This window comes from Paenarthrobacter sp. PH39-S1 (assembly GCF_030063245.1).
GTDB lineage: Bacteria > Actinomycetota > Actinomycetes > Actinomycetales > Micrococcaceae > Arthrobacter_M.
In genome coordinates this window covers 18,000-36,662 of record NZ_JASISR010000035.1, presented here as the reverse complement: position 1 = coordinate 36,662, position 18,663 = coordinate 18,000, and the positions used below count along the sequence as shown (strand labels likewise).

Sequence of the window (18,663 nt, the reverse complement as noted above, 5' to 3'; positions counted from 1 at the left end):
CTGAACAGGTGTCCTTCTCTGTCTGGAAAATTTTGGCTTCGCAACTACTATTTTCCCAGCTCAAGGGGCACTTGTTCGGTTTAACACACCCCTGTCAAAAAGTTCTTACTCGCGGATCCGGGTCTGAACTGCGATGCTCTCGGTTGGGCCATGGCCGAGAATGGTCGTCGTGGCGAATGAAACAGGAGACTTCGAGCTGACCCTCGATGAGTTGCGTGGTGTTGCCCGATACGCCGCAGAAAGTGCGCAAGAAGTCCTGCCGCTCTTTGAGGACGCCAACCCCGAAGATCCTCGGCCGCGGGACGCTGTTGAAGCTGCATGGACCTTCGCGAACGGCGCAGCGCGAAGGAATTTGCAACGGCTCACTGGGTTGGACGCGCACCGAGCGGCGAAGGATGCGACCACCGACGCTGCTCGATTCGCTGGACGCGCCGCCGCCGACGCTGCCGAACTGATCGCAGGCGACGCCCCCGCTGCAGGCGACGCAGTGATCGAGCGGGCCCGCCGCCGCGCAACGCCTCTCCTCATAGACGTCCTTGGCCGCTACCCGCTCGCGCCTACCGGAGCGTGTGGTCGTGGGACGCGCCGTCCTTGGCTGAAGACTGAGCGCTTCCTGAATTCGGTTCCGGCTGCGGCGTCAGCGGGAGAAATTCGGTGAGCCGCTCGACAAGGCTCTCCGCAGCGCTTGGTGTGAAAACGGATAACGGTTTTCACCAGTAGCAATTCAGTTGTCGCGATTTCTGCGACAGGTTACAAAACAGACTCCCCCATGCCGTGCCCCGCTTGCTAGTCGCGTGTCCCATCGCGCTCGCTTCGCCGGGCGAGGCGTTGTAGTTGCCCTGCGTGCACGTTGACCACCCATTCCCAACCGGGCCTGGCCGACGGGCCGACCCGCGGGTCGCTGGGATCCTGGCCGTCACGCAAGGCGTGCAGGTACGCCCGATCTTGGTCGATCCGTGCGTGCACGTGATCAGCTCCACCAACGGACCCGTGGCCCGGGACAACGACATCCACGTCGCCCGCCACGCCCTCAAGCAACCGCAGCGCGGTGAGGTAGTCCTCGATCGGGTCAGCAGTGCCGTTCAGGTCGAGCATCGGAATCAGGACATCGGAAAGCATGTCGCCGGCGACGAGAACACCCCGTTCCTCGATCAACAGCGCCGCATGGCCCGGGGCATGCGCTGGATGCTCGATGATCCGGACTCGAGGGCCATCCCACGGAATCTGCGCCGTCCCGGCGGGCAGGCCGGTGATGAGGCCGAGCAGGTCCAGCGGTACCAGTTCGGGGATGCCGGCGGCCTTTGCGACTGCATCCACCCCTCCCGACAGCCGATCTTCGGCAGTCGCCGCGCAAACCGCGGTGCTGTAACGGGGTGCCGCGCCGAGAGCGGAGTGCCAGAGCAGGTGATCCCAATGCGGATGCGTCGAGAAGCCTGCCACAACGGTCTGGCCCAGATCCGACAGGTCGTTCGCGAGGCACGCCAATTCGTCGCCGTGAATCCCCGGGTCGATAAGCAACACGCCATCCCTGCCCCGCACGACAACGGTGTTGCTCTGACAGAACTCGCTCTCATGGACGAGCACACCCTCGGTAATCTGCGTCAGCATTAGCTGGCCTCACTTTCATCTCGGATCGCGTAGTGGTGCATTGTGACACCCCGATCGAAGGATCGCTGTTCGAGCAGATCGAGCTCGATCGGCATGTCGTAGTCGTCGAACAACGGCCTGCCGAAGCCAAGGATCGAGGGATGAGTGAAGAGCAGCAACTCGTCGAGCAGCCCCGCCCGGAGCAGCTGCGTGGCGAGCGCCGCGCCGCCAACCCCGATCATGCCGTCGGTCTCGGCCCGAAGCGCCGCGAGCTGCTCGATCGCGTCTTCTCCCCCGATGATCCGGGTGTTGTGGTCAGCGTTGCTGCGGGTTCGGGAGACGAGCACCTTGGGCATATCGGTCCAGATCTCACCGTACTCACACAGGAAGTCCGGCAGCGACGCATCCGTGCGCGCACGTGGCCAGTACTCCTCCATCGTCTCGTACATGACCCGACCCTGGACATCCAGGACGAACTCCCGCGCCCGCGCGTTGAACTCGCGGTGCAGTTCCTCGCCAATGCGGAACCACTCCCGCGCGCCGTTGTCGCCCGGAACCTGCTCGATCCGCAGGTCGAGGGAGACGTTCATCCAATATACGAAGCGGCCCATCATCTCCTCTTCCAAGAGTGATTGCGTTCTGCAACTACTATATTGAGAACGAAATACCTGTCAAGGAGGAATCGTGGAACCACGGTCAGGATGCCCGATCAACGCCGCCGTCGAGGTGCTCGGAGATCGCTGGGCGCTCATTGTACTGCGCGACGTCATCTTCGGCGACCGCCGCTACTTCCGGGCGCTGCTCACCGGGTCGATCGAGGGCATCGCTTCGAACATCCTCGCCGACCGCCTCGTGCGGCTCGTCGACGCAGGGATCCTCACCCGCGGCACAGCCGCCCGGGGGCAGCGCGCTCGCTACAGTCTCACGGAAGCTGGCATCCAGACTCTCCCCGTCATCTACGCCCTCGGAAATTGGGGCCTCGACTGGCGCCCCGGCACCGACGAGCTCCGGAGCCGACAGCAGTTCATGCGCGATGAGGGTCCGGCGTTCATCGAGGAACTCATGGACGAACTCCGCGCCCTCCACCTCGGCGCCCTACCGAAGCCGCGCGACGGCTCAAGCCCGCTCGAGCGCCTCGACGCCGCCTACGCCGCGGCATCCGAGCCGACATCACCGTGACCGGTCCCCGCCGTAACGCACTTCACCAGTAGTAATCCAACTATTCGCATTTTCTGCGACAGGTTACAAATCGTGTAGCTCCCCACAGGCCCACAGCTGCTCGCAACGAACAGCCGCAGAACCGCTGTGGACCTTGTTCATCGGTAGAATCAACTCCAATTGCAATCGGAACAGAATCAGTTTGCGTCAGCCCACACGACCCGTCTCGAGCAACCCCTCGAGACGGGCGTAGCTCGCCTCCATCCCATTGGTCATGCCCGTTGCCAGGACAGCGTCACGCTGCTCCGCGTTCGCGTACGTGATGACGAGTGAGAGCAGCGTGCCTCCGTCGACCGGCGTGAGTGTGAGTTCGTTGATCGTTGCCGGGAAGTCCATGCCGATCATCGCTTCCGTCGTAACCGCGCGGTATGGCTCCTCCGATTCGAGGAGCTCACCAGTGAAACCGAAACGATCGCCGCCTCCGTCGCTCTCCCACTCGTACCGGTAGCTGTTGCCGACCTGTGCGGCGATCTCGCACACGGGCATCGTCCATCCATCAGGTCCGAGCAGCCACCGCTTCATGAGGTCGGCATCGGTATGCGCGCGCCACACCTGCCTGACGGTCCCGCGGATGACGCGAGCCACGCGCACTTGCGTGTCGCCTAAAACTTTGGCCTCAACAGCGCGGTCTGAGGAGAAGGCAGCGAGGTCGGCGAGCACTGTGTCGATTTGTCCCATCGCTTCGCGCGTGCCATCGAGCATCCCCATCTCGATGAGTTGTTCGAGGTCTTTTACCGAGTCGAAGTACGAAGTCGTAGTTAGACGCGAACCGCTTTTGGTCGCTTCGAATGCAAATGCCATGCGGGTGGTGGGCAGTTCAGTGTTCGGCTCGCCCTTCTCGTTCGCGAATGAGTCAGCAACCTCGAACGACTCGGGCGCCTTCAGTGAGGTCCACTCCCAGCATCCGTAATGCACGTCGCCTTCAGGACCCGTCATCCGGTAGACGCTGCGGCCGCCGTTCGAAGCGTCGTGTCGGAGAAAGGTCGCCGGGTAGTTTGGCGGTCCCCAGAAACGCTCGATCTGACGGGGGTCTGTGTACGCGTCCCACAGCCGGCGTACCGGCGCGGCGAAGTCAGCGACGATCGTGAGGGTGAGTTGGTCGAGGTCTTTGTCGACAAAGGTGACGGGCATAGCGGGCCTTCCTAGTTGGGAGTGGTTTCGTCCTGGGCGAGCAGTGCGTCGATGCGGTCGATTCTTGAACGCCAAATTTGCTCGAACTGGTCGAGGAAGCGCTGGGCTTGGCGGATGCATTCGAGATCGCCCCGTACCATCCGCTCGCGCCCGCGCGGTTGTTTCTTCACTAGCCCGGCCCCCTCAAGCACTGCGACATGCTTCTGGACAGCCGCGAACGACATGTCGTACGCATTGGCGAGTTGTGACACCGACACCTCGGCGACGAGCGTTCGTCGCACGATGTCACGCCGTGTCGCGTCGGCGAGAGCGCGGAAGATGCGGTTCACGTCTTCGTCAGTGAGCTCTTGTACAACCATTTGGTTGTACTTTATACCCGAAGCATCGCGTGCGCAAGCGTTTCGTCGAGGATGCGTCTCCGTTCACGAAGGTGGCGACGTGTTGAGCTACGCCGTCGCGGGGATTCGCCGGCGCCACTTCAGGGGCTGTGCGGCCTCTGCGCGGCGCGGCAGGCTGGCGGAAAGCGCGCTGGCATCTGCTCGCTCAGCCGGAGTGGGACGGCGTGTCGCTGAACAGGAAGCGTGTGCGCCGGCTCTGGCGCGAGGAGGGCCTGGTTTGTAAACCCAAGGCGAGGAAGAAGCGCCGGACCGGGCCCGGCGCCGGGGAACAGAAGCGGCTGACAGCGCAGTAACCGATGCACGTGGTTAGCTTCGACTTCCAGACCGATGTGCCCACCTGCGGGCGTCACATCAGGTTTTTCTTTCGTCATTGACGAATACACCCGCACCGCGCTGGCCATCATCCCGCGCCGGTCGTTCACTGGTGTAACACCGTCGGCGTCGACACCGCCTTCATCGACCCGGGATCACCGTGGCAGAACGGCTTCATAGAATCGTTCAACGCCCAGTTCAGAAGGGAACAACTCGCGGGGGAAATCATGGACACCATTGGCCGAAGCGAAGTATTTGGCCAAGGAAGCGAAAGCTATCTACAATCATGAACGGCCCCACCGGTCCCCGGACGGCATGACGCCGAACCGATACTGGGAAAACTGGACGGCCAAAATCCATTAGCTATCGCATAGACGCCGGACTGCTAACGGGGGCCAAACCATTCGGATTCGAGCCTCCGGAGTCTCGCCAGTACGAGCTGCCGGTCCTGCCATTCCATTTTCTCGAAGCAATTCAGGTCTCTGGCTTCAGGCGCGTATTTCAGTGCGTGGTGCTCAAGCGTTACCCTCTGTTCCCTGCCAGGACGAAACAACCACCACGGCCTTTTCGGCAGGTTAAAGTTTAGATCCGGCCTGTTCCAAGGCCAGTGGGGATCGTAGTTCTAACTCACTGTTCGCTCTTTCGTTCATCCGGAAACCAACCGGGGGGGCTTTTCTCGAGGTGCTCCGGGTCACGATGTTCCTTCATATCACAGTTGTAGAATGGTCCCTGTGGATCCAGAAGGACCCGCATGTGGTGGTCTGTGTGCTCACGCCACCAGACACTCATGCCGGTAGCAGGATCAAGGCGCAGATGCTCCCAGTACCACCACATGGCCGCAACACGTGAGACCGCTTCGGGATGGAAATACCACTGGATGCACCATCTGGCTGACTTCCCGGTGACGCTGCGGACGTATGTTGTTAGCAGCCGCTCGTGAAGGAACTCTTCGGCCGCGCCGTAGACGGGCGCCGGCGCCTTCTCGGTCTTTTCGTACTCGCTTGTGCCGGGACTGGGGGCGGGAGTGTCCGTGTCGAATAATCCGAAATCATCTGCCATGAGTGACTGCTTTCTTTACTCCGTGACCCAGGGATTAGCGATCGGTGCGGCAGAAACGGGGGCGGCCTCTTCTTCCGGCGGTGGGCTGTATTTCTTGATGGACGCCTGCACGGCTTCCTTGTGCGGGCCGGTGTACCAGGGCATTGTGCGGACGAGGGTGGCTGCTGCGCCGGAGGCGAGGACGACGGCGCGTCCGCGGTCGAGTTCGGTGAGGTTGGAGACGTCGAAGATTCGTTCCTTGCCTTCTTGGCGTGAGCGGCTGGAGCCTGATTTCCTGAGGAGATGGAGACGTTGGTGTAGCTGTAGTCCCCGATCAGGTCCGAGAGTGCGCGGAGGAAGCCTTCTTCGGCGGCGCCGCCGCCGTAGACCTTGACGTTTGCGGCGGACCAGATTTTTCGCATGTTCGCCTCTCCCCACAGTTCGACGCGCTGGGACCAGGACTGCAGGATGCCCATGACGATCAGGCCCTTGGAGCCGTAGTGGCTGAACTGGTCCGGCAGGGCAGCCCAGCGGACGACGTTGGCTAGCTCGTCCAGGGCGAACAGCGCGGGCTTGGGCAGGCGGCCGCCGCTGCGCTCGGCTCGTTCTTCCATGGCCTCGGCGATGGCCAGAAGCTCCTGGCAGCTGGCGCGAGGAGGTTGGCCGCCTGCTGCAAGGGAGTTCTCGGCGAGGATGCACCCGTCCATCCCGGCAGCACCCGGGCCCTGCGGGGCCGCCACGGGCCGTGAGAGTATGAAGCCATGAGTGATGACGCTGGTACTCCAGTCGAGGGACAGACCGTTGGCAGCGGCCCGGAAGCAAGCGGTGCCAACGCAAGTGGCCCCCGCACAAGTGCGCACCCCACAAGTGGTGACCGCAGCGGTGGTGTTGAGGTGAGTGGTGACCAGAGCGCCGCGGTCGAGGTGAGCGGTGACCGCAGCGGCGGGGTTGAGGTGAGCGGGGGTGCCCGTACCGGGGATGCTGGCGTGGGCAGGGCTCCAGAGAACGGCGTTGGCGCAGTACAGCCCGCGCAGCCCGGGGACCTCGTGGATGAACCGGCCAAGGTCATGCGGATCGGCACCATGATCCGGCAGCTCCTGGAAGAGGTCAAAAGCGCGCCGTTGGATGAGGCGGCCCGCAGCCGTCTGGCGCAGATCCACGAGCGCTCCATCAACGAGCTGGAGGACGGGCTCGCCCCCGAACTGGTGGACGAACTGCACCGGATCACCCTTCCCTTTTCAGAGGACACGACGCCATCCGATGCGGAACTGCGAATTGCCCAGGCCCAGCTGGTCGGCTGGCTGGAAGGGCTGTTCCACGGCATTCAGGCGGCGCTCGCAGCGCAGCAAATGGCCAACCAGCACACGGCGGCACAACTTCAGCTGCGCCAGCTTCCGCCCGGGACTGTCCTGGCACCGGGCGTCATCGTCGGCGAAAACGGCGAACCGCAACGGGCACCGGCGGGAACGCGGCAGGCCAACGGCCCCGCCCGCGATGAGCCCGGCCACGGTCCCGGCCAGTATCTTTGACCGCGGTCCCGCCGGTGGCACTATTTGCGGCGGCCCGGCAGGGGCGCAAGGACGACGCCGAACTCGGTAAAGGTGTGTGGCGGCGCGCCCACGACCGATTCCGGCGCGGCTTGGACCGGTTCCACCAGATGCTCGAAGGCGTTGAGGACGAGGATCACTACAACGCGCTGGTCCCGCTCGCCAACAGACTTGCGGGGCTGCTGCCTCAGGTCCGCGCGGTGTGCGTGGCCGCCCAGCGGCGGGCACCCAGCGCCGGCCTGGACATTCCGGCCAGCGAGGGTGCCTTCCTGAACGAGGTGCATCGCGAACTCTCCCGCGCCGGGAACGCCCTCGCCACCGCGGCCGAAGCCGTCGCGCTGGTGCGCCTTAACGCAGGTCCGCTGGCCGCCGTCGAACGCCGTGCGCAAACTGTGCACCGACATGTAGCCGAAGCTGCCCGCCTGCTCGGGCGCTGATCGACCCCGCCTGCTCGGGCGCTGATTGAACCGGTGGCGAGCGGCGTCCCAACCTTCATGAGGGATCAGAAAAGCCCCGCACGTGTGGGTGCGGGGCTTGAACTGAGCCTCCTAACAGAATCGAACTGTTGACCTTTTCATTACGAGTGAAACGCTCTACCAACTGAGCTAAGGAGGCCTGCAGCCGCTGGAACCTAACAGCGGACGCAAGAAACAACTCTAATGGAGCCCACGGTCCTGGTCAAAATCAGGTCAAAATCAGAGTTAAAACAGGGACGGAGCGGCAGTCGAGGTCAGCAGCTCGTCTTATCTGCGGGGACTTTCCCCTCCACGAAGTAGGCGTCCACGGTGGTGCTGATGCAGGCATTGGAGCGTCCGTACGCGGTGTGCCCGTCGCCGTCCCAGCTCACCAGCACGCCCGAGGAGAGCTGGTCCCGCAACGACACCGCCCACTTGAACGGCGTAGCCGGGTCACGCGTGGTCCCGATGACCAGGATGGGACCGGCGCCGTCGGCAGTGATCCTGGCCGGCTTGCTGACCGCGGGATAGGGCCAGTCCTTGCAGGTCAGGCCCGAATACCCAAGCATTTTTCCGAACGTCGGTGAGGCCTTCTCCAAGGCCGCCGCGTCGGCGCGCATGGCCGCAACGTCGGTGATCATCGGGTAGTCAAGGCAGTTGATGGCACTGAAGGCGAAGGTGGTGTTGGAGGTGTAGTGCCCGCTGGCATCCCGGTCCGCGGAGTAGTCCGCCAGCGTCAGGATAGGATCGGAATCACCTTGGAAAGCTGCGCTCAGGGCGGATTTCAGCAGCTCCCAGAGGTCGGTGGAATACATGGCGAATGCCAGGGCGTTGTTGAACTCGCCCGAGGTGACGACGCGACCGTCCTTGGTTTTCTGCGGATTATCCACATAGGTGGCATTCAGGTCCCGGATCTGCTGGACTGCCTGCTCCGGAGTGCCGCTGACCGGGCACTTGGAGTCTTTTAGGCATTGGGTGGCCCAGGAATGGATGGCCTGCTCGAATCCGGTCGCCTGGCCCATGGAAATGTCTTCAATGCTCAGCGAGGGGTCCAAAGCTCCATCGAGGGAGAACTTTCCGACGTTCTGCGGGAACATCCCGGCGTAGGTTGCCCCCAGTTTGGTCCCGTAGGAGAAGCCCATGTAATTGAGCTTCTTGTCATTGAGCACCGCCCGCATGATGTCCATGTCCTTGGCAGCGCTGTCCGTGTCAATGTAGGGCAGCACCGTGCTGCTGTTTTTCACACACTGGGCAATATCGGATTTGGTTTCAGTCTCGTAGCCGGCCAGCCCGGCGTCGGTATCCAGATCAAAGGATTCCTGGCGTTCCTGGTCCCGGGCCGCGTCATCGGTGCAGGTCACCGGATCCGAGCGCTGTACACCGCGTGGATCGAAGCCGACGATGTCGTAGGCTCCGCGCAGCTTCGGCGAAAAGTAGCTCTTACCGCCGTCGCGCACCATGTTGTAGCCGGACGCACCGGGACCACCCGGATTGACCAGCATCGAACCCTGCTTTTGCGCTGTCGCTGCCATCCGGATGAGTGCCAGATCGATGGACTTGCCCTGTGGGGTGGAATAGTCCAGCGGCACCTTCACCGTGGTGCATTGGAAGGTTTTTTCGCAGCTGTTCCAGGTCACGGACTGGGTGTAATACATCTGGAGCTCCACCGGGGTGCCGGCAATCATCTCCGGGGCGGCGCTGGAAACCCTCGGGGCGGTGTCCATGGCGGGTGCAGGCACGCTGCATGAAGAGAGGAGCAGGGCGCCTGCAACAGCGCCGGCCATCATGCCGAAGGGGCGGCGGCGCGGACGGTGCTGTGACGACGGGACAGCTTTCATGCATTTCTCCTCATGGTGGTGCTACGACAAGCTCAACGGTGGCGCTACAACAAGCTCAACGGTGGCGCTACAGCAGGCTCACGGCCATGGCCTCGACGGCCAGCAGCGGAGCAACATTGGTGGTGGTGATCCGGCGCCGGACGCTGTTGATGGCGTCCATCCGTCCGAGCGTGATTTCGGGGGTCCCGCTGGCGGCGAATGCCTGCAGCTGGGGGCGTAGGGAGACATTGACCAGGTCGACCTCGGCGGCTTCCGTGCCGGTCAGCTGCAGCAGCAGGGTATCCCGGTAGAAGGACAGCAGATCCGTTAAAGCCCGGTCCAGCGTGTCCGTGATGGAGCGCTTCGATCGGCGTTTCTGGTCTTCTTCCAATGCCTTAACCTGGGACCGCATCGACGCCGGCAAGGCGCCCTTCTCCGGCGCTCCGAGGGAAACCAGCAGCGATTCCTTCTCCGCGGTGTCCCGTTCATCGTTGGAGGAATTCGCCTCCGCGCTCGCCAGCTCCACCAGCGATCCCGCGGCCCGTACCGCAGTCGTCACGTCCGTCAGCGTCAGCGGCAGGCGGACAATCGCGTCGCGGCGGCTGCGCGCCCCTTCGTCCCGGGCCAGGCGCCGTGCGATCCCTACATGGCTTTGCGCCGCACGGGCCGCATGTTCCGCCTGACGCGGGTCGACGCCGTCGCGCCTCACCAGCAGCGCGGCCACGTCCGCCACCGGCGGTACGCGCAGACCGACGGTCCGGCAACGCGAGCGGATGGTGACCAGCACGTCGGCCGGGCTCGGGGCGCACAAGATCCAGATTGTGCGCGGCGGCGGCTCCTCGATCGCCTTCAGCAGCACATTCGTTGTTCTCTCGATCATCCGGTCGGCGTCGCCGACAATGATCACGCGCCAGCGGGCCGACGACGGCCGGTCCTGTGCCTTGGTGACCAATTCGCGGGCGTCGGCAATGGCAATGGTCGTTTTCTCGGTGGCCACGAAGGTGACGTCCGCGTGGGTGCCGGTCATGACGGTGTGGCAGGCGTGGCACTCGCCGCAGCCGCGCTCGCTCAGCTCCACGCGCCCGCAGACCAGGGCGGCAGCGAAGGCCCTGGCCGCGTTGGACCGGCCGGAACCGGGAGGCCCGGTGATCAGCCAGGCGTGCATGGGGGAAGGTGACTGTGCGGCGCGCCGAAGCTGCTCGACGACGGGCTCTTGCCCCTGCAGATCGTCCCAGACGCTCACGGCAACAGCGCCCGCACACGCGCCTGAATCCGCGTGGCCAGCTCGTCGATGGGAGCCCGGGCACCGAGGACCAGATACTGTTCTGGAGCGGCCGCCGCAAGATCCAGAAAAACGCGGCGGATGTTCCGGTGGAAATCGTCAGGTTCGGATTCGAGCCGGTCCTCGGCAGCGGCGGCGGCCGTGCGCCGGTCCCGGCCGTCGGCGGGCGCGACGTCCAGCAGCACCGTCAGATCCGGCCACAGTCCGTTCGTGGCCCACTCATTCAGATCACGGACACGGCGCTCTCCCAGTGCCCGGCCGCCGCCCTGGTACGCAACCGAGGAATCCACATACCTGTCGCTGATGACCAGCTCGCCCCGGGCCAGGGCGGGCCGGATGACCTGCGTCGCGTGCGCAGCCCGGGCGGCAGCAAAAATGAGGGTTTCGCAGCGGGCATCAATCTCGCCCTGGCCGTGCTCCAGCACCAGCGTCCGAAGCTTTTCACCCACCGGAGTGCCGCCCGGCTCACGGGTGCACAGCACCGTGTGGCCAAGCTGTTGCAGGGCACCGGCCAGCAGCGCGGCTTGAGTGGACTTGCCGGCGCCGTCGCCGCCTTCAAAGACGATGAACAGTCCCGGGCGGTTGACGCTGGGCGCGGCTGCAGGACCCGGGTTTTCGGGCCTGGCGTCGGGCGCGCGTTGGAAAGTCACACCGATAAGCCTACCGACAATACCTGACAGCCCCGGAAGTGCGTCCGGAGCCCGGTGGCCGGCAGGCAGTGGCACGCCGAGTTACGCCCGCTGAACTGGGCACACTAATCTTGACTCATGAGACTGGAATCCCCTTCACACACCTCGCACGCGGCCGATCTGGCGCCGGACACCGTCGTCGTCGCGGCGGGACGCCCCGAGCGCGGGCACGACGCACCGGTGAACCCGCCGATCGTGTTGTCCTCCACCTATGTGGGCACCGGCCAAGTGGTGGACGGGGACCGCGCGTACGGGCGATATTCCAACCCCACCTGGGACCCGTTGGAGGAGGCGCTGTCCGAGCTGGAGGGGGCCTCGCTGCCCGGGCTCATTTTCGGGTCCGGACTGGCCGCGGCGTCCGCCGCCTTGTCCCTGGTCCCCGCCGGCGGCGTGCTGGTGATGCCGAAGCATTCGTACCAGGGTGCGCTCGTGATGGCCTCGGAGCTGGAGGCCCGCGGACTGTTGACGCTGCGGACGGTGGATATTGCAGACACCGAGGCGGTGATCGCGGCCATCAACGGGGACGACGGCGGCGCGGCCGGAGGTGCGTCGGTTCCGGCCAGCATGCTGTGGCTGGAAAGTCCCACCAATCCGATGCTCGAGGTCGCCGATCTGCGCGCACTGTCGGTGGCCGCATCGGCCGCGGGCGCCGTCGTCGTCACCGACAACACGTTCTCCACGCCGTTGGTACAGAAACCGCTGGAACTTGGCAGCGACGTCGTCCTGCATTCGGTCACAAAATATCTGGCCGGGCATTCGGACGTGGTGCTGGGCGCGCTCGTGACCTCCAATGCCCAACTCCGGGCCGAGCTGCTGCACCACCGCTCCATCCATGGCGCCATTGCGGGCCCGTTCGAGGCCTGGCTGGCGCTGCGCGGTTTGCGCACGCTGGCCCTTCGGGTGGAGCGCTCGCAGGCGACGGCGGCGGAACTGGCGCAGCGGCTGCTGAACCATTCGCAGATCGACGCGGTGCGTTTCCCTGGGCTGGAACAGGATCCCGGGCACCGGCGCGCCAAGGCCCAGATGCGGGGGTTTGGGTCGATCCTGGCGGTTGAAGTGCGCGGCGGGGCGGCGGCGGCCGATGCCGTGGTGCAGGCGCTGCGGCTGTGGACACCGGCCACCTCACTGGGCGGTGTTGAGTCCTTGATTGAGCGTCGGCGCCGGCATGAAAATGAGCCGGCGTCCGTGCCGGAAAACCTGTTGCGGCTCAGCGTGGGCATTGAGAATGCGGAGGATCTGTGGGCGGACCTGCTGCAGGCGCTGGCAGTATCCGCAACGCGCTAGGCTAATGACGTGGCAATTGTAATTCTGATCATCGCCGACTCACTGATGCGGCTGCTGGGGCTGGTGCCCTTGGCACTGTCGCTGTGGGCGCTGGGTGGCTGTCTGCGCACCAAGCCGTCGGATTTTCAGCGCGTGGACAAGCGGACCAAGAGTTTCTGGACCGCGATCACGGTGGCGGCCTCGGTGGTCAGTGCGCTCTATGTGCTGGAGCCGGGTCTGGGCTTCTTCCTGCTCTTGGATCTGGCAGCGGCAACGGGGGCTGGCGTCTACTTGGCCGATGTGCGGCCTGCTTTGATGGACGTCCGCCGCGGCGGGAACCGTAACAAGGGCACCTACGGCTCCTGGTGAGCGGCCGTGGCCGTGATTCCCCGGTCGAGCGGGTCGTGACCGGGAACCGTGTCGCGACGGCGGACCAGCCCCACCGTCAGTCGTCGGCGTTAGGGCCAGACTGCGGACCAGCCCACCGTCAGTTCCCCCAGCCGCCAGCGTGCCGGCCCGTCCTGCACCGGCCATCCGGCCGCGCGGAGTCCGCGGCAGCTGGCAATCCAGCGCTGGCGCGCACCAAAGGAGGCCAGCGGCGCCGCCTCCCACCATGCACGGTCCAGTGCCTGCAGGAAGGTGTGGACCTTTTCACCGGGAACGTTGTGGTGGATCAGGGCTTTGGGTAGGCGTTCCGCCACATCCGAGGGCGCTGAAAACGCGCCAAATTTCAAAGATAGTGTCAGCGACACGGGGCCCGAGCGCTCCAGCGCTACCCAGGTACTGCGCCGGCCGATCTCGTCACAGGTGCCATCCGCAAAAATTCCGTTCGCGGACAGCCTGGCGCACACCGTCGCCCAGATTGCCGGCACGTCCGCCTCATCGTATTGGCGCAGCACGTTGAATGCGCGGACCATGACGGGGTTTCCTGCCACCGGGATCTCAAAGCCGCCGGGATGGAAGCTCAGCCCGTCGTGCTCCAAGGATTTGGCCGACCGAACCCGTGCAGGCTCAATTTCGATCCCCGCAACATGCACACGCGGGTTGACCGCTGCGAGCCGGTGCTGCAGTTCAACGGCCGTAGTGGGGCTTGCCCCGTACCCCAGGTCGACCACCAGCGGCCGGTCATCGGGGTCAACTGTTCGCAGCCGCCATGCCTGCGGTACGGCCAGCCAGCGATCCACGCGGCGCAGGCGGTTGGGATTGGTGGTGCCGCGGGTGACGTTGCCAAAGGGCTTGACGCCTCCGGCCCCACCATTCGCTGTACTGACCCTGACCGCTCGTTGCACCACGTTCCAAGCCTACCGATGCCCAGACCCCTCACCGATGACGCACGTCGCGCCCATATCTGCGCCGGGGATGGGTGCGACGTGCGACATCGATGGAGGGGCAGGGGGCGGGCCGGTCCTCGGATAGGATTCTTGCATGACCTCTTACAAGCTGATCCTGCTGCGCCATGGGCACAGCGAATGGAATGCCAAGAACCTGTTTACCGGCTGGGTGGACGTTGACCTGAATGATCAGGGGCGCGCGGAGGCGGTCCGCGGCGGTGAGCTGCTGGTTGAGCATGAGCTGCTCCCGGACATTCTGTACACGTCCCGCCAGAAGCGAGCCATCAACACCGCGAATTTGACGCTGGCCGCAGCCGACCGCGGCTGGATCGATGTGAAGCGCAGCTGGCGGCTCAATGAGCGCCACTATGGTGCGCTGCAGGGCAAGGACAAGGCCCAGACGCTGGCCGAATACGGCGAGGAGCAGTTCATGACGTGGCGCCGGTCCTACGACACGGCGCCGCCGCCCCTGTCGGATGACAGTGAGTTTTCCCAGGTGAGGGACCCGCGTTACGCAGACCTGGGCAACTCGATTCCGCGCACCGAGTGCCTCAAGGACGTGCTGGAGCGGATGCTTCCGTACTGGGAGTCGGACATTTCGGCCGACCTGAAGGCCGGCAGGACGGTGCTGGTGACGGCCCACGGGAACTCGCTTCGCGCCCTGGTCAAGCACCTGGACGGCATCTCCGACCAGGACATAGCGGGGCTGAACATTCCCACCGGCATTCCGCTGGTCTACGAGCTGGACGAGAACTTCAAGCCATTAACGCCGGGCGGCACGTACTTGGACCCGGCCGCCGCGGCGGAAGCCATCAAGGCCGTGGCAAACCAAGGCAAAAAGTAGCCTTTCCCACTCACCGGTGGTGAAGGAGCAGTACGACGGCGGTCCGGTCACCTTTGGTGGGTGACCGGACCGCCGTCGTACTGCTTCAGTGCCGGCCGTGCTGGATCCGCGCGCTGTATCCGACGGCGCGACGCGCCGTCGGGCCCTGACGTGCCGGTGGAGCCGTTGCCTGCTACGCGACGAAATCCTCCGGCTGCCACTGTCCGGTCACCAGGTAAGCCACCTTGCGGGCCACCGAAACGCCATGATCGCTGAAGCGCTCGAAATAGCGGCTGGCCAGGGCTACATCCACCGTCATTGCCGGGGTCTCCTGCCAGCCTGGGACCGCAATCGCCTTGAAGACGCTTCGGTGCAGGTCGCTGACGCCTGTCTTTGCCGCCTGGATTTCGGTCACCAGCGCCAGGTCGCGGGTGTCCAGCAGTTCGGTCACCTGCCGGGAGATCTTCAGGTCAAGCCGGGCCAGCTCCGCAAATGTCGGCCTCAAGGACTCTGGAATCACGGTCGCCGGATAGCGCAGCCGGGCCAGCTGTGCCACGTGCCGGGCCAGATCACCCATCCGCTCCAGCGATGCACTCATCCGCAGCGAGCCCACGATCATGCGCAGATCACTGGCCACCGGGCCCTGCAGGGCCAGCACATCGATGGCGCGCTCGTCCAGACCATTCTGCAGAAAATCGATCCGGGCATCGGCGGCGATGACGTCCTGGGCCAGCTCGATGTCCGCGCCCTGGAACGCCCGGGTTGCCTTTTCGACAGCCTCGGTGACCAGCTGGGAAATCTCGATGAGTTCCGCGCCGATCTGTTGAAGCTCCGCCTGAAAAATCTTACGCACTGAGCGTCCTTTCGCGGGGAACGGCCTGATCGCCGCGCCGCCATTACCGGTACCGATGGCCACAGCCCTGCTGCCATAGCGCTACGTGCCAGTTTTCCAGCATGTGATGAACGGACGAGCACCGGGAGGTGAACGTTAGCTGAACGCAGCTGCCGGCACCGCTAATGGGCGGATTCCGCCCTGGACATGCGCCTAAGCTTATTCCGTGGACCCCATGCTGATCGGCGTAGCTGCAGGAATCATCGGCCTTGTGCTCGGTGTCTTCGGCATGATCGCGTTTAACCTTAGCGAACGTCAGCGCCGGGAGACGGTCGACGTTGAAGAGCCCAGCCTGCCCGAGGGTGCGGCGGAAGTGCTCTCCGTCGTCGGGCGCGCCTTTGTGGTGGTGGACGGGATCGACGGAGTCGTCCGTGCCAGCCCGGGGGCCTACGCTTTCGGCCTGGTGCGCGGCCACACCGTGGTGCATCGCGAGCTGCTGCAGATGACAGCACGGGTCCGGCGCGACGGCGTGATCGAGGAGGCGGCGTTGGAGCTTCCGCGCGGGCCGCTGGGGCAGGGAACCATTGTGGTCCAGGCGCGTGTGGCGCCGTTGGGCGAAGAGTACATTCTGCTGCTGGCCGACGACCGTACGGAAATCACCCGGACCGAGGCCGTGCGGAATGACTTCGTGGCCAACGTGTCGCATGAGTTGAAAACACCCGTCGGGGCGATTTCGCTGTTGGCCGAGGCGCTGGAGGCATCGGCGGGGGATGAAGAGGCCGTCCGGCGGTTTGCCAAGCGGACGCATAAGGAGGCGGCGCGGCTGGCGGCTTTGGTCCAGGACATCATTGAACTCTCCCGGCTGCAGGGCACGGATGTGGTACAGCTTGGCCACGCCGTTGATGTCAACAGCGTGATTGCCGAGGCCGTGGACCGGTCCAAGCTGACGGCCGAGGACAGGAATATCGGCTTCGTGGTGGGCGGCCACGCGGACCGGCTTGTCTACGGCGACCAGGATCTCCTGGTGACGGCGTTCCGGAACCTGATTGACAACGCCGTCCGCTACTCGCCGGAAAACACCATGATTGGGATCGGGCTGGGCTCCGTGGACGGCTTGGTCAGCATCTCGATTACGGACCAGGGCGACGGCATCAGCGTGGAGGATCAGGAACGCGTCTTTGAACGCTTTTACCGTGCCGATGCCGCGCGCTCCCGGCACACCGGCGGCACCGGCCTGGGTCTGAGCATCGTTAAGCACGTTGTTTCCAACCATGGCGGTGAAGTGACGGTGTGGTCTCAGCCCGGACACGGCTCCACCTTTACCGTCCGGCTGCCGGAAATGGAAGACAGCCGGGGCGCCGCGGGGTCCGGCAGCGTCAGCACATCCGGTACTGCCGGGGTTAGCACTGTCGGATCCACCACTGGGGACGCCCGCGTCCAAAAGAGCCAAGGAGCGACTGCGTGAGCAGAATTTTGATTGTCGAAGACGAGGAATCCTTTTCCGATCCGTTGTCCTACCTGCTCGGCAAGGAAGGGTTCGAGGTCGCCGTTGTGGATAATGGCCTCGATGCCGTCACGGAGTTCGATCGCGCGGGAGCGGATCTGGTGCTGTTGGACCTCCAGCTGCCAGGACTCTCCGGTACGGAGGTGTGCAAAGCCCTGCGGCAGCGCTCCAGCGTTCCCGTGATTATGCTGACCGCCAAGGATTCGGAAATCGATAAGGTCGTGGGGCTCGAACTGGGGGCGGACGATTATGTCACCAAGCCCTACTCTTCCCGGGAACTGGTTGCCCGGATCCGCGCCGTTCTCCGCCGACGGGGGGAACCGGAGGAGCTCATCGCCGCTACCGTGCAGGCAGGTCCGGTGCGGATGGACGTGGAGCGCCACGTGGTCAGCGTGCGCGGAGAGCAGGTGCTGCTGCCGCTGAAGGAGTTTGAACTTCTGGAAATGCTGCTGCGTAACTCCGGCCGGGTGCTCACGCGTGGTCAACTGATCGACAGGGTCTGGGGATCGGACTACGTCGGGGACACCAAGACGTTGGATGTCCACGTGAAACGGCTGCGCAGCAAGATCGAGCCGGACTCGTCGGTGCCGCGCTTCTTGGTGACAGTCCGCGGCCTGGGCTATAAATTCGAGCCCTGAGCACGATCTTCAGTCAGGCGATTTTACTGCGGGCGTCAGCTGCTGGGCGTGGGGGAGGAGGTGTCTGCCGGGCTGGGCGTGGGGGATGCTCTCGGAATGTACTGCTGGTATTCCTTGAGGGTGCCGTCCAGGACGGGGACGGTCAGCTCGGCGGTCTTCGGCTCGGCGCTGCCATCCTGGGACAGGGTGAGGGTCTCGGTGGCGCCCGGCATTGCACTGACGCTGCTCAAGATGGAGGCGTCGGTGGTTTCGTTCAGATAATAGGGCTCATTTGCCTTGACGGAAATCCGGGTCTGCGAGCCGCCCGAGCCGCTGATGGTCAGCGTGATGCCGGTGTCGGAGGTGTTGAAGACGGCTCCGATGATGCGCCCGGGCTTGTCCTTGCCGCTTGAGACAACCAAAATGTTGCGCAGCTCCAGTTTGCCCAAATCCGTCCGGACGCCGTCGGACGCTGAGTAGATCTGGCCGGTGCTTTGCGGGTTGATATAGCTGCAGCCGGAGACCGCGAGCGCACCTACTCCGATGAGTGCGATCAGGCTAATACGCTGTGCACGATTGACTACCCGATTGCTCGCGGCGATTCTCACGTCTAGAACTCCTTATAAAAAGGCCAACAGTATTCCGTGCCAGCTTATCGGGAAACCGGCGTAAATCACGCTTCGTTGCCCGCGGGGAGCTGGCGGCAATCTTCGCCCGGCCCCCGCTCACTTGCCCACCTGCACTGAAATGCGTTTTCGTCAATACCCTACGAGATGCAGATTTAGTACGCTGAACTGGGCATCAGCTGGCGCTGACCTG

20 protein-coding genes, 1 tRNA gene and 2 pseudogenes are annotated in these 18,663 nt (G+C 64.4%); 10 read left to right on the top strand and 13 right to left on the bottom strand.

Annotation, left to right across the window (positions count from 1 at the left end; all coding sequences use genetic code 11):
• Positions 1-169 precede the first annotated feature (169 nt).
• Complete coding sequence (locus QMG52_RS17945; protein WP_283561792.1) at positions 170-658, top strand: putative immunity protein; 489 nt, start codon at positions 170-172, stop codon at positions 656-658.
• 128 nt (positions 659-786) lie between these two features.
• On the opposite strand, the gene QMG52_RS17940 is transcribed toward QMG52_RS17945, so the two are convergent.
• Entirely contained in the window at positions 787-1,608 is an 822-nt protein-coding gene (locus tag QMG52_RS17940; RefSeq protein WP_283561791.1) for an MBL fold metallo-hydrolase, read from the bottom strand.
• Positions 1,608-2,201 (bottom strand): dihydrofolate reductase family protein, encoded by a 594-nt coding sequence (locus tag QMG52_RS17935; RefSeq protein ID WP_283561790.1) that lies wholly within the window; start codon positions 2,199-2,201, stop codon positions 1,608-1,610. Before QMG52_RS17935 ends, QMG52_RS17940 begins: the two co-directional genes overlap by 1 nt.
• A 70-nt stretch (positions 2,202-2,271) precedes the next feature.
• Here QMG52_RS17935 and QMG52_RS17930 point away from each other — a divergent pair, with 70 nt between their 5' ends.
• Positions 2,272-2,766: a winged helix-turn-helix transcriptional regulator gene (locus QMG52_RS17930; protein ID WP_283561789.1), complete on the top strand. Its 495-nt coding sequence runs from the start codon at positions 2,272-2,274 to the stop codon at positions 2,764-2,766.
• A gap of 186 nt (positions 2,767-2,952) precedes the next feature.
• Here QMG52_RS17930 and QMG52_RS17925 read toward each other — a convergent pair whose 3' ends face one another.
• Together QMG52_RS17925 and QMG52_RS17920 are read right to left on the bottom strand one after the other, a co-directional pair.
• Positions 2,953-3,936 carry an SRPBCC family protein gene (locus tag QMG52_RS17925; RefSeq protein WP_283561788.1) on the bottom strand — a complete coding sequence of 328 codons (984 nt, stop codon included), beginning with the start codon at positions 3,934-3,936 and terminating at the stop codon, positions 2,953-2,955.
• 11 nt (positions 3,937-3,947) lie between these two features.
• Positions 3,948-4,295, bottom strand: a complete 348-nt coding sequence (locus tag QMG52_RS17920) for an ArsR/SmtB family transcription factor (protein ID WP_283561787.1) — start codon at positions 4,293-4,295, stop codon at positions 3,948-3,950.
• Between the two features lie 152 nt (positions 4,296-4,447).
• Between QMG52_RS17920 and QMG52_RS17915 the strand changes: the two are divergent.
• A pseudogene (locus QMG52_RS17915) lies at positions 4,448-5,020 on the top strand (integrase core domain-containing protein); the annotation flags it as partial.
• A gap of 253 nt (positions 5,021-5,273) precedes the next feature.
• On the opposite strand, the gene QMG52_RS17910 reads toward QMG52_RS17915, so the two are convergent.
• Together QMG52_RS17910 and QMG52_RS17905 are read right to left on the bottom strand one after the other, a co-directional pair.
• Positions 5,274-5,705, bottom strand: coding sequence for a DUF4913 domain-containing protein (locus QMG52_RS17910; RefSeq protein ID WP_283561786.1), 432 nt, complete (start codon positions 5,703-5,705; stop codon positions 5,274-5,276).
• Positions 5,706-5,992: 287 nt separating this feature from the next.
• Positions 5,993-6,298: pseudogene (locus QMG52_RS17905) on the bottom strand (TraG/TraD/VirD4 family protein); the annotation flags it as partial.
• Positions 6,299-6,445: 147 nt separating this feature from the next.
• Here QMG52_RS17905 and QMG52_RS17900 point away from each other — a divergent pair.
• On the top strand, positions 6,446-7,213 hold the full coding sequence (locus QMG52_RS17900; RefSeq protein ID WP_283561785.1) for a bacterial proteasome activator family protein: 768 nt from the start codon (positions 6,446-6,448) through the stop codon (positions 7,211-7,213).
• Between the two features lie 14 nt (positions 7,214-7,227).
• Entirely contained in the window at positions 7,228-7,668 is a 441-nt protein-coding gene (locus tag QMG52_RS17895; protein WP_283561784.1) for a hypothetical protein, read from the top strand.
• Positions 7,669-7,773: 105 nt separating this feature from the next.
• Here the strand turns inward: QMG52_RS17895 and QMG52_RS17890 are convergent.
• From QMG52_RS17890 to tmk, 4 genes are all read right to left on the bottom strand, one after another.
• Positions 7,774-7,846: transfer RNA gene (locus QMG52_RS17890), tRNA-Thr, on the bottom strand.
• 115 nt (positions 7,847-7,961) lie between these two features.
• Positions 7,962-9,524 (bottom strand): alpha/beta hydrolase, encoded by a 1,563-nt coding sequence (locus QMG52_RS17885; RefSeq protein WP_283561783.1) that lies wholly within the window; start codon positions 9,522-9,524, stop codon positions 7,962-7,964.
• A gap of 67 nt (positions 9,525-9,591) precedes the next feature.
• A complete protein-coding gene (locus QMG52_RS17880; RefSeq protein ID WP_283561782.1) occupies positions 9,592-10,746 on the bottom strand; it encodes a DNA polymerase III subunit delta' in 1,155 nt (384 codons plus the stop codon).
• Positions 10,743-11,435 carry a dTMP kinase gene (gene tmk, locus QMG52_RS17875; RefSeq protein ID WP_502920564.1) on the bottom strand — a complete coding sequence of 231 codons (693 nt, stop codon included), beginning with the start codon at positions 11,433-11,435 and terminating at the stop codon, positions 10,743-10,745. Before tmk ends, QMG52_RS17880 begins: the two co-directional genes overlap by 4 nt.
• A 117-nt stretch (positions 11,436-11,552) precedes the next feature.
• Between tmk and QMG52_RS17870 the strand changes: the two genes are divergently transcribed.
• Positions 11,553-12,758, top strand: coding sequence for a trans-sulfuration enzyme family protein (locus QMG52_RS17870; protein ID WP_283561781.1), 1,206 nt, complete (start codon positions 11,553-11,555; stop codon positions 12,756-12,758).
• A gap of 9 nt (positions 12,759-12,767) precedes the next feature.
• Complete coding sequence (locus QMG52_RS17865; RefSeq protein ID WP_283561780.1) at positions 12,768-13,106, top strand: DUF2516 family protein; 339 nt, start codon at positions 12,768-12,770, stop codon at positions 13,104-13,106.
• A gap of 89 nt (positions 13,107-13,195) precedes the next feature.
• Here QMG52_RS17865 and QMG52_RS17860 read toward each other — a convergent pair whose 3' ends face one another.
• The gene (locus QMG52_RS17860; RefSeq protein WP_283561779.1) at positions 13,196-14,029 is read right to left on the bottom strand and encodes a class I SAM-dependent methyltransferase; all 834 of its coding nucleotides are present in this window, start codon (positions 14,027-14,029) and stop codon (positions 13,196-13,198) included.
• A 133-nt stretch (positions 14,030-14,162) separates the two neighbouring features.
• On the opposite strand from QMG52_RS17860, the gene QMG52_RS17855 reads away from it, so the two are divergent.
• Complete coding sequence (locus tag QMG52_RS17855) at positions 14,163-14,912, top strand: phosphoglyceromutase (RefSeq protein WP_283561778.1); 750 nt, start codon at positions 14,163-14,165, stop codon at positions 14,910-14,912.
• Between the two features lie 172 nt (positions 14,913-15,084).
• On the opposite strand, the gene phoU is transcribed toward QMG52_RS17855, so the two are convergent.
• A complete protein-coding gene (phoU, locus tag QMG52_RS17850; protein WP_283561777.1) occupies positions 15,085-15,744 on the bottom strand; it encodes a phosphate signaling complex protein PhoU in 660 nt (219 codons plus the stop codon).
• 214 nt (positions 15,745-15,958) lie between these two features.
• Here phoU and QMG52_RS17845 point away from each other — a divergent pair, with 214 nt between their 5' ends.
• Both QMG52_RS17845 and QMG52_RS17840 read left to right on the top strand, forming a co-directional pair.
• Entirely contained in the window at positions 15,959-17,188 is a 1,230-nt protein-coding gene (locus QMG52_RS17845; protein WP_283561795.1) for a sensor histidine kinase, read from the top strand.
• The gene (locus QMG52_RS17840; RefSeq protein ID WP_283561776.1) at positions 17,185-17,865 is read left to right on the top strand and encodes a response regulator; all 681 of its coding nucleotides are present in this window, start codon (positions 17,185-17,187) and stop codon (positions 17,863-17,865) included. The genes QMG52_RS17845 and QMG52_RS17840 overlap by 4 nt, the downstream gene beginning before the upstream one ends.
• A 35-nt stretch (positions 17,866-17,900) precedes the next feature.
• On the opposite strand, the gene QMG52_RS17835 is transcribed toward QMG52_RS17840, so the two are convergent.
• A complete protein-coding gene (locus QMG52_RS17835; protein WP_283561775.1) occupies positions 17,901-18,452 on the bottom strand; it encodes a hypothetical protein in 552 nt (183 codons plus the stop codon).
• Positions 18,453-18,663: the final 211 nt, after the last annotated feature.